Raw genomic sequence first — 1,792 nt, 5'->3', positions numbered from 1 at the left:
AAGGACTGGAATTTGAGTTTTTTCTCAAATTCCAGTCCTTTTACTTCGCGTAAAATTAAGCTGCAGCTGTATGCTGCATATATTTTCTTAAATTTACTGCCATCAAAGCCAAACCCATTTCTATTTTTGCTTTGAATTTTCCTCTTACCGTAAATCTGTTGAAACGCAAATTAGCCTTCAAGAATCCAAAGACTGGCTCTACATCAATTTTCCTTCTCTTGTAGATTTTACCAGTCTTATTGTCTGAAAGCTGTGCTCTAATATATTCTTTTTGCTGTTCCCATTTTACGTTTATACTTATTTTTCTGTTATTGCCTTCTTTGGCCTTGCAACACTGACTGCGGTATGGGCAATTACAACAATCTTCGCATTCGTATACTCTAAAGTTTCTCGCAAAGCCGTTCTTATCTTTTCTTTGGGAATTATATTTAAATATCAATTTTTTGCCGTTTGGACACGTATAGTAATCATCAGCATTATCATAATCCCAATTAGCGGTCTTGAAAGCATCTTTTTTATATCTTCTTTCCTGCTCTTTCAGATACATGCCATAAGTAATTAACGGTGTCAGTTGTCTGTTTTCAATAATGTCGACATAGTTTTCCTCGCTGCCATATCCAGCATCAGCTACAATATATTCCGGCAAAGCAAAATAACTGCTTTCAATAACATCTAGAAATGGTTTGAGTGTGCGAGTATCTGTAGGATTGGGAAATAAGTCATATGCAAGAGCGTATTGGCCTTCTGTTGCTATTTGTACGTTATAACCTGGCTTCAGCTGGCCGTTCTTCATATAATCTTCTTTCATACGCATAAAAGTAGCATCTGGATCTGTTTTGGAATAACTGTTTCTATTCTCCATAATAGCAAGTTGTCTGTCGTATTTTTGTTTTCGGGCAATATTATCTTTTAAGATTTTTCTGAGTTGCTTCGGACGTTTCCTTTTGTGCCTTATTCGTTTACGTTTTTCGACAGAATCAGATTCAGCTATTTCTTTGTCCATAACCTCAATAGCTGAATCAAGCTTTTCGACCACCTCAACCATCTCTTTTTCGTTAATCGTAGCTTCTTGCTCAAGCTCCATGGCAGGAATTATTTCCTGCTCAACCAATTCATCGTATATCCGTCTGGAATTTTCTATCAGACTTATACCATATTTTTCTACAGCTTTTTTCCATACAAAGCTGAATTTGTTGGCATTGGCTTCTATCTTTGTTCCGTCTATGAAAATAGCTTCATTGTTTATTATCTTTTCTTTTATAAGTTGGGCTCTGAACTGAATAAAACACTGACAAAGCAGTTCCTGCATGTCTTTGTTGCTTCTGAATCTGTTAATAGTGCGGTAGCTGGGTGAATATCCCTGAGCTAACCACATCATACGAATGCTGTCAGATAACAACGCTTCTATTTTTCTACCGGAAAATACCGACTGAGAGTAGGCACACAATAATATTTTGAGCATCATTCTCGGGTGATATGCCGGGCAGCCCGTTTCTTTGTAATATTTATCAAAGGCCTTTTTGGGAATACTTTCAACCAAATTGTTTACGTGCCTTGCGATATCGTTATCCTGAATTTTTATTTCTAAATTTAGAGGCAAAACCAGCTGATTTATGTTATAATTTTTGTACATGACGAGTTCCTTTCCTTGTTTTTGTTATTTTGTGGTGATTTAATTCTAACAGAAAAGCAACTCGTTGTGTACTTTTAGCACTAAAAAACCAGTGGAAATTTACCTGACGGTAAAACTCCACTGGTTTTTCTGTTTAAGGTTGGGTTTTGTCCCAGCCTC

Annotated in this window: 1 protein-coding gene; it reads right to left on the bottom strand. The window is 36.4% G+C overall.

Annotation, left to right across the window (positions count from 1 at the left end; genetic code table 11):
• Positions 1-55: 55 nt before the first annotated feature.
• On the bottom strand, positions 56-1,633 hold the full coding sequence (locus HMPREF9443_RS03040; protein ID WP_009145038.1) for an IS1182 family transposase: 1,578 nt from the start codon (positions 1,631-1,633) through the stop codon (positions 56-58).
• Between the last annotated feature and the right edge of the window lie 159 nt (positions 1,634-1,792).

The organism is Phascolarctobacterium succinatutens YIT 12067, from assembly GCF_000188175.1.
Lineage (GTDB): Bacteria > Bacillota > Negativicutes > Acidaminococcales > Acidaminococcaceae > Phascolarctobacterium_A > Phascolarctobacterium_A succinatutens.
This window is presented reverse-complemented; position numbering and strand designations above follow the sequence as displayed.